Source organism: Cryobacterium sp. Y57 (assembly GCF_002929505.1).
GTDB lineage: Bacteria > Actinomycetota > Actinomycetes > Actinomycetales > Microbacteriaceae > Cryobacterium.
The window spans coordinates 51,091-58,335 of the sequence record NZ_PJJL01000053.1 but is presented as its reverse complement, the minus strand read 5'-3'; the positions used below and the strand labels follow the sequence as shown (position 1 = coordinate 58,335).

Below are 7,245 nucleotides of genomic sequence, written 5' to 3'. Positions count from 1 at the left end.
TGTCGTACTCCACACCTCCAGCTTTCCACAGAGTACGCACCCAGCAGCGCCGGCCGCCCGTAAGCCGAACCCTCTACGGGACGATTGACCCAAAGAAGATCCATGAACGGGCGCATTCACGGTTCGACCCAGCGGCGCTCGTTGGTGTCGCCCTAGGCTCAAGGCATGACTTCGGCACTGGACGGGGCCCTCAAATCGGCTCAAGCATTCGTCAGGAAGGTACACCCCGAGGCGGCAGCGTCCGCTTTAGCCGGCAGCATCGCGCTCGGCCGCGAGACCAGAACTTCTGATCTCGACATCGTGGTCTACTACGACGACCGTCCGGCGAGCTTCGCAGAAACGCTCAGACACGACGGCTGGCTGGTCGAGTCATTTGTTTACGGCCCCGAGGGCATCGATGAGTGGTTCGCCTTGGAGGCGAGGCAGCGCCGGCCTGTCGCCTTGGATATGTGGGCTGGCGGCATCCCACTGGTTGACAACGTCGCAACGGTGCTGCTGCAGGCTCGTGCGCAAGGGGTGATGGCCGCAGGTCCGGAGCCGATCGGCGCGATACAGCAAGCCGATCTACGATACGGGCTCACGGCAGCCATCGATGATCTCCAGGGACGCCCGGATCCCGGAGAGGAGTTCGCCATCATCGCGGACGTCTACACGCGCGCCGGGGAACTGCTGCTCTTCGCCAACCGCAGCTGGCTTGGGAGCGGCAAGTGGCTGGTGCGACGCCTCGGGAATCTTCAAGATCCGGCTGCGAAGCGTCTCGTTCAGTGGGCGGAGTCAGTTCCACGAACATCTGAGGAGCTCTGCCGCATCGCACAGGAAGTCCTCGAAAGCGTCGGCGGACCGGTGCGGGAAGGGCATACTCGAGGCTCCCGCGAGGTTGGCTAAGCGATCCTTCACCAAGCTCAAGGATGCCGGATATCCCGCGTTCTCAGCGATCAAGCACTGAATCCGCGATCTGCTGCGCGGCTTGGCCCGCTGTGATGTGTGTGGTGTCGATGACCTCGGCTTCTTTGTGTAGCCCGGTATGAGCTGCCTCGGCGTATGGCTCCAAGTACGCGAAGCGGAACGTCGAGCGGCCGAGATCTTTGTCGTTTTGTCTACGGCCGCGGGGCGTTGCCTGGTCGGCGTGGAGGACGAAATGGTGGATCGGTATGCCGTGCTCGGTAAGACCACCGCTGATCTCCCGCCAGTAGCTCTCGACCAAGACAGTTATCGGCATCACAAGTGTGCCTCCGGTGTACTCGAGCACGCGCCAAGCGGTTTCGACAACGAGCGGTCGCCGCGGCTCCCAGTGCTAGAAGTTGTCCGTTGCAGGAAGTCCCGGCTTGATGTCCATGAGCACCTCGCTGACCTTCTCAGCGTCGAGGACCCGCGCGTCGGGCAGTAATTGCTGCACGAAGTCGCTCGTCGTCGTCTTTCCCGACCCATGGGTGCCGTTGAGCCAAACGATCATGAACCGAACTCTAATGCCAAGAAGTGTCCTTCATGGCGCGCCCGTAAGCCGGACCTCCACCCAGACGGCACATCCCACGGTCGAGTTCAGCGTCGAGCCAAATGCAGGCTTGGAGCTACATTCCCGTAGGCCCTGCCCGAGAAAATGCCCGCTGAGCGGGGGCTAACTGGGGCAAGAAATAGTGGCATCGATGCCGGCGCCCGCGCCCGCCCCGTTGCAGCACCCCACGGTTTTCATCGCGAGTATTTGCGACTGGCTCACCCGAGCGTCACGCTCTAAGTTCGGAAATTCTCCGATACAGAGTGGCGCGCGACATGCTCAGATCTCGCGCGACCTGGGTTGCGGATTCGCCGGCGTTGACCAGACGGCGGGCATTGAGGATTTGGCTTTCGGTGAAGCGTGGGCGTCGCCCACCGAGATCCTTCCCGGCCGCGCGGCGTTTACTCACACTGTCCACAATGCGTTCGCGTTTGATCGCCAGTTCCATCTCGGCTAACGCGGCCATAACGGTGAAGACCATTCCGCCCATCGGCGTACTCGTGTCCACGTCTCCCCCGCCCAGATTCAACACGCGAAGCGCGGCTCCACGGGTCCGCAGCACCCCGGCGAGCTCCAGCATGTTGGCCGTCGACCTCCCCAAGCGGTCAAGCGTGGTGACCACGAGGGTGTCGCCAACCTGCAATGCGTCGAGGGCCGCATCAAATTCTGGCCGCCGCGCGCGTCCACCGCTGACTCCGTGATCGACATAGACGTCGTCCTTACGGATGCCGGCGGCGATCAAATCCATGACCTGCCGATCCGTGGTCTGACTCTTGGTCGAAACCCGTGCGTACCCGATCAGCTTCGCCACTGATGCCTCCAGATGTCTCGCAACTGTCCTTGCCTACCGAAATCCTAGGACAAGGTAAAAACACACGTTGCGAGACACGCCGACTCGCCCGCTTACCTCGGGCGACGGCTCACGCATCCCTGCCACCGAGCGGATGTGAACTGTGTCTATTTCCCGGAATGCGCCGCTCCGATATGTCTCGTCAAAGTGTCCCGCATCCCACGGGTTCCGAGACAACCGTTGAACCACAGCACCATTTTGGTGGTTAGGCCCCGGCGGCGTGTCAGCAACAATTGCATCTCTTTTGGAGAAATACGTTAAATCCGATTTGTTCGAATAGATTCCTCTGCCTTAAAGCGCAGTTCCACGTCTGTTCCAAGGACTAATCCCGCTCGTGAATATCGTCCCCGCATCGCTGCAAACGGGATGCGACATGATCGAATCAATTTGAACTCAACCTGGACCTGATCAAACACCCTTCTATTCTCTAAGCAGTAACACTGCGGGTGCATCTGGGACCCGCTATTCACGCGAGCTCGCACCCCTGAGCGCGTGACTGGCATTGCGGCCCGCGCTAACTGGGTACTGTGGGGTGTGGCTTACGCATATGAGGACCTGAATGAGGCGCAGTTCGAGGCGCTCGTTGTCCAGGCAGCCAAGCTCAGGCTCGGAAAAGGAGTCCAAGGATTCGCGGCTGGCGTAGATGGTGGGCGCGACGCTCGTTTTGAGGGGCTAGCGGACGGCTTTCCCAGCTGGGCACGCCCGTGGGATAAGATCACGATAATCCAGGCGAAGCACACGAATTCGTATGGTTATTTCTCGGATCCCGATTTTGGCGGCACTAGCGAAACCGCGGTGCTGACCTTAGAACTCCCTCGTGCAAAAAAGCTGCACGTCGATGGAAAACTGGAAAATTATCTCTTCTACTCGAATCGCTATTTGACCGCGAACGCGAATGAGAGTCTTTTGAATCGAATATCCCGCGAGATTGGAATCGCGCGGGAGAACGTTCATCTTTGCGGAATTGAAGCTCTCGATGAGGCGTTTCGAGAGGAACCGCGGCTCGCTCAGCTTGCGGGCGTCAATCCAGTCGATGGTCCTCTCATCGTCTCCAGCAGGGAACTTGCGGAAGTCGTAGAGGCCGTTGCGGCCGCCATCGATCGCTCAGGTTCAGGGACAGGTGTGAGTAAGGGCCCGCAGGAGCGGACCTCTTTGGTTGAGAAAAACGTACTCAATTCGATGACAGGCAATACATCGAAACGATTGATGCGAAACTATGGTCACCTTCTTCGTCAGATCAAGACGTTCCTCGCCGACCCCGCCAACGCAAGAATTCGAGCAATCTACGACGATTGCGCCGAGGATTTCCATTTCAAAATCGTTGCGCATCGCGAAGAGCACCAAACATTCGACAAAGTATTCAGCTATCTTGTCGATCTTTTAATTTCGCGAGACTCCCTGCTCGGACGCAACCGTTCGCTCACGCGAGGAGTGGTTTTCTATATGTATTGGAACTGCGACATTGGCGAGATCGCGAAAGAAATAGAGATTGAGGTCTCGAGTGCTCTTTCCCAGTAAGCATGACCACCCAGATCGCACTGTGATCGCTATATCCACGGCGATGATTAAGCATGTCTCCCGATACAGAGTAGTGACGTATGACAACCTCCTGGAGCACTGCCGTAAGCGGGATATCTCGGTCGATTACCTATTCGCCCAAGCACTTAGCCTCCTCTACGTACTGGGTCTCGTTGAGTATTTGCCAAAGGCAGACTCGTTCGAGTGGGTTGGAAGCCCAGCGACATGAGACTAGTGAGGCTTTACTCGAACAAGCCCGACATTTTTCCCCCTATTGAGTTTCACCCTGGAATCTCGGCGGTCGTTGCAGAGATCAAGCGACCAGAGAATATGGGTAAGACAGTCCACAACCTAGGCAAAAGCACGGTTGCGCGCCTTGTCGATTTTTGCTTGCTGAAAGGCCGACACCCGTCTTTCTTTCTATTTGCACACGAGGCCCTTTTCGATGGTTTTATATTCTTCCTGGAAATTCAGAAAGACGACGGTCGATTCTTAACCATCGCCAGGTCTCTAAAGTCACGTAAGCCGGTATCGATTCTCGCCTCTGGCGTAGACGTAAACGATGCGACAGAAGTTGACTCCGGTCACTGGAGCCACCCCGACCTTGGGATAGCGCCGGCAAAACGCCTACTGGATGGTCTCCTGGGCTTCTCCGTCATTGCACCTTATGACTATCGCGACATCATGGGGTATGTACTGCGTGAGCAAGACGACTACGGAGACGTCTTTCATCTCCGTAAGTTCCGAGGCAAGCACCGCGAGTGGAAGCCTTTCCTTGCACAGCTATTAGGCCTCGATGCCCAACTCACAACGAATTTCTATGCCGAGGTCGACGAGGTCGACCGCCTTGAGGGCGAAATACTCCGACAACGTGCAGAGATCGGGATGGCCGGCGAGGCGGATGTCATACGAATCGAGGGCATAATCACTATTCGCCGTCGAGACGTGGATGAGCTGTCGGCAGTACTCCAGCACTTCGACTTCGCCCGAGCCGACTCGGACGCTAATCGAGAGTTGGTTTCGGAAGTCGAAGAGCAGATCGCGACCGGGAATGAAAAAAAGTACCGCCTATCGCAGCTGCTTGTTCATCTAGATGAATCGCTTCGCGAAGATGCGATCCTGTTCAGCTCGGACCAGACGGCCACCCTATTTGCAGAGATAGGCGTCGCATTCAAGGGTCAGCTGAAGAAGAACCTAGAGCAGCTCGTAGCGTTCAATAGGGCCATCTCCGAGGAGCGCCGCGGCTACCTACTTGAGGAACGCGCCGAAGTTACCGCGAGCCTAGAGCGCATCGATCCGGTGCTAACCGAACTTCAGGCACAGCGTGCGCAACTTTTCGAGTTCTTGGAGGGTTCTGACACGATCGCAAAATATAAGGAAATCTCGACGCGCGTCATTGAGTTGCGGTCCGACATCACTGCGCTGGAGCGTCAGCGAGATACACATACGAGGATCGTGCGACTTAAGCAAGAGCAAAGGCAGGTCCAAGATCGTAAGAATCAACTTCAGACAGCCATAGAAGTCGACCTCCAGGCTCAAGTCGATGACAGCGGGAGTCGGTACAGGGAAATCCAGCGCTACTTCGACGAGATCGTGCACGCAGTGTTGGACGAACATGCGCTTCTAACGGTCACTCCTTCCTCTTCAGGAAGTCTCGACTTCCTCGCCGACTTCGTTAGCGACTCGGGGGCACGTACCAGCGCGGCGCGCGGGTTCACTTTCAAAAAGCTTCTATGCATCGCGTTCGACCTCGCTGTCTTGAGGTCTTACGGCGACCAGTCGTTCCCTCGCTTCGCGTTCCACGATGGGGTATTCGAGAGTCTCGAGACGCGTGCAAAACACCGGCTTTTAGAGGTTCTGCGAAAATATGCGGCGATGGGTTTGCAACCGGTCATTACGACGCTCGATTCAGACCTACCTGAACCCATCGACTCGGATCTGACCGCGCTGTCGTCGAACGAGATCGTGCGCCGCCTAAGTGATGAAGGCGACAGCGGACGTCTGTTCCAAATGGAATCTTTCTAGTGCCCCCTATGACGCCTCGTGTTCTGTCGGGTTTCCCGTCAGCTGCAATTTAGAATCGTGATCAAAGTGAGTTCTCTGGTATGACACGCCCAAAGATCATCAAGACATCCCACTCACTGCTCTGGCAGGCGGCTGTGATTCTCTCTGATGAGACGACACCAACCCGTCGGACGGCGGGGCCGCACGGAGGGTGGGTCGCCCTCGGAATTGGCCTAATCGTCGCGGGTGGGGCGGCCGTCCTTGTCGGCAGTGTGCTCGCAGAAGAACACGGAGGCTTTTGGCATTTTGTCCTCCTAGTCGTTGGCATCCTCGCTCTGGGCTTGGGAGCACTTTTGGCGGTGTGGGCCGGCAACGACAAATCTGCGCGATGGTTCAACCAGTACGTTCGCGCAACCGAAGTGGCCCGCCGCATCATTGGTCGCATAGTATCTCTTGCCCTCTCGATCGTCGTCGCCTTCTGGGCTTTCGCCAATGCACAAGGTGCCACCTCGGTTGCGTCCTTTGTTGTAATCCTGGCAGTGCAATTGATCGCCGTTGCGCTTGCCGTCTCCGCCCTGTCGGCGAGCCCACCGATAATCGGGGTTCTCACACGGGCTAGACCCGGGCGAGCTCGGACATGGTCCTTACTTGTGTGGCTCATCGCCTGCGTGGTTGCGGGTGCCGTGTCAACCGTCGCGGCATCCCAATTGCAAAGCCAGGTGGCAACGATCGGCGTGGTCATCGCTGTCGCGGCAGTCTTCCTAACGACTTACGGACAACAACACAAGACATTCGACGTACGACTTGACTTGCTCCAAGAATCCCTTTCCGCGCTCCACCGACAACTCATCACCGATGACTCCGAGTCGCAATTACTCAAAGCAGCCACTGACCTCGAAGCTGCTCTCACTCCCTACCCGCCGGCGCCATTCGCGCTCCCTGTACCGGCTCCCCTCGATAGTGCGTTGCGCGCCAGTCTGTTTTATGCGCTCACGCGTGTGACGAGCCTTCCCTTCCGTGAAGTCCTTACCGGGGATGCATCAAGACTCGATGGAGTGTTAGCCAGTAGAAACTTGCGAGAGGAGCTTCTGGACTTCGTCTGGGAGCTGCGCCGCCGAGTCCTATATTCGGCCAGCGTCGTCATCCAGCAAGGCACTTCTAGGTATAGTCCGCCACCGGCTCAGGTTTTGCTCGGCATAGACGCGACAGAAGAAATCCTTACGCCTGAATCCGAATTAGAGGCCACCACTTACCTCCCGGCGCCTCGTTCCCTGGAAGCCCGACAGAAATGGCCACCTCACGATGCCCTGATGTTGACGTTCTCAGACCACTGACTGATTGAACCTAGCAAACCCTCGCTGGGCTAAGCCGTTGATGGTTG

At 57.5% G+C, this 7,245-nt stretch carries 8 protein-coding genes; 5 read left to right on the top strand and 3 right to left on the bottom strand.

Annotated elements, in window-relative coordinates; all coding sequences use genetic code 11:
• Positions 1 to 165: 165 nt before the first annotated feature.
• Positions 166 to 885: a nucleotidyltransferase domain-containing protein gene (locus CXY72_RS03835; RefSeq protein ID WP_104126374.1), complete on the top strand. Its 720-nt coding sequence runs from the start codon at positions 166 to 168 to the stop codon at positions 883 to 885.
• A gap of 43 nt (positions 886 to 928) precedes the next feature.
• Here CXY72_RS03835 and CXY72_RS19970 read toward each other — a convergent pair whose 3' ends face one another.
• The 3 genes from CXY72_RS19970 to CXY72_RS03825 form a co-directional block, all read right to left on the bottom strand.
• Positions 929 to 1,222 carry a hypothetical protein gene (locus CXY72_RS19970; protein WP_233197637.1) on the bottom strand — a complete coding sequence of 98 codons (294 nt, stop codon included), beginning with the start codon at positions 1,220 to 1,222 and terminating at the stop codon, positions 929 to 931.
• A 72-nt stretch (positions 1,223 to 1,294) separates the two neighbouring features.
• Positions 1,295 to 1,453, bottom strand: a complete 159-nt coding sequence (locus CXY72_RS19965) for an AAA family ATPase (RefSeq protein WP_233197636.1) — start codon at positions 1,451 to 1,453, stop codon at positions 1,295 to 1,297.
• A gap of 268 nt (positions 1,454 to 1,721) precedes the next feature.
• Positions 1,722 to 2,303 (bottom strand): recombinase family protein, encoded by a 582-nt coding sequence (locus CXY72_RS03825; RefSeq protein ID WP_104126373.1) that lies wholly within the window; start codon positions 2,301 to 2,303, stop codon positions 1,722 to 1,724.
• Between the two features lie 531 nt (positions 2,304 to 2,834).
• On the opposite strand from CXY72_RS03825, the gene CXY72_RS03820 reads away from it, so the two are divergent.
• From CXY72_RS03820 to CXY72_RS03805, 4 genes are all read left to right on the top strand, one after another.
• The gene (locus CXY72_RS03820; protein ID WP_146071043.1) at positions 2,835 to 3,860 is read left to right on the top strand and encodes an ABC-three component system protein; all 1,026 of its coding nucleotides are present in this window, start codon (positions 2,835 to 2,837) and stop codon (positions 3,858 to 3,860) included.
• Positions 3,861 to 3,903: 43 nt separating this feature from the next.
• Positions 3,904 to 4,089 (top strand): ABC-three component system middle component 8, encoded by a 186-nt coding sequence (locus CXY72_RS20530; RefSeq protein WP_370446203.1) that lies wholly within the window; start codon positions 3,904 to 3,906, stop codon positions 4,087 to 4,089.
• Positions 4,065 to 5,885, top strand: coding sequence for a DUF2326 domain-containing protein (locus CXY72_RS03810; protein ID WP_158252459.1), 1,821 nt, complete (start codon positions 4,065 to 4,067; stop codon positions 5,883 to 5,885). Before CXY72_RS20530 ends, CXY72_RS03810 begins: the two co-directional genes overlap by 25 nt.
• Before the next feature lie 251 nt (positions 5,886 to 6,136).
• Entirely contained in the window at positions 6,137 to 7,198 is a 1,062-nt protein-coding gene (locus CXY72_RS03805) for a hypothetical protein (protein WP_158252458.1), read from the top strand.
• Positions 7,199 to 7,245: the final 47 nt, after the last annotated feature.

Excerpts from the sequence above, each read along its gene's own strand:
- CXY72_RS03835 (WP_104126374.1), top strand. The coding sequence starts at position 166 with ATGACTTCGGCACTGGACGGGGCCCTCAAATCGGCTCAAGCATTCGTC.
- CXY72_RS19965 (WP_233197636.1), bottom strand. The coding sequence starts at position 1,453 with ATGATCGTTTGGCTCAACGGCACCCATGGGTCGGGAAAGACGACGACG.
- CXY72_RS20530 (WP_370446203.1), top strand. The coding sequence starts at position 3,904 with ATGATTAAGCATGTCTCCCGATACAGAGTAGTGACGTATGACAACCTC.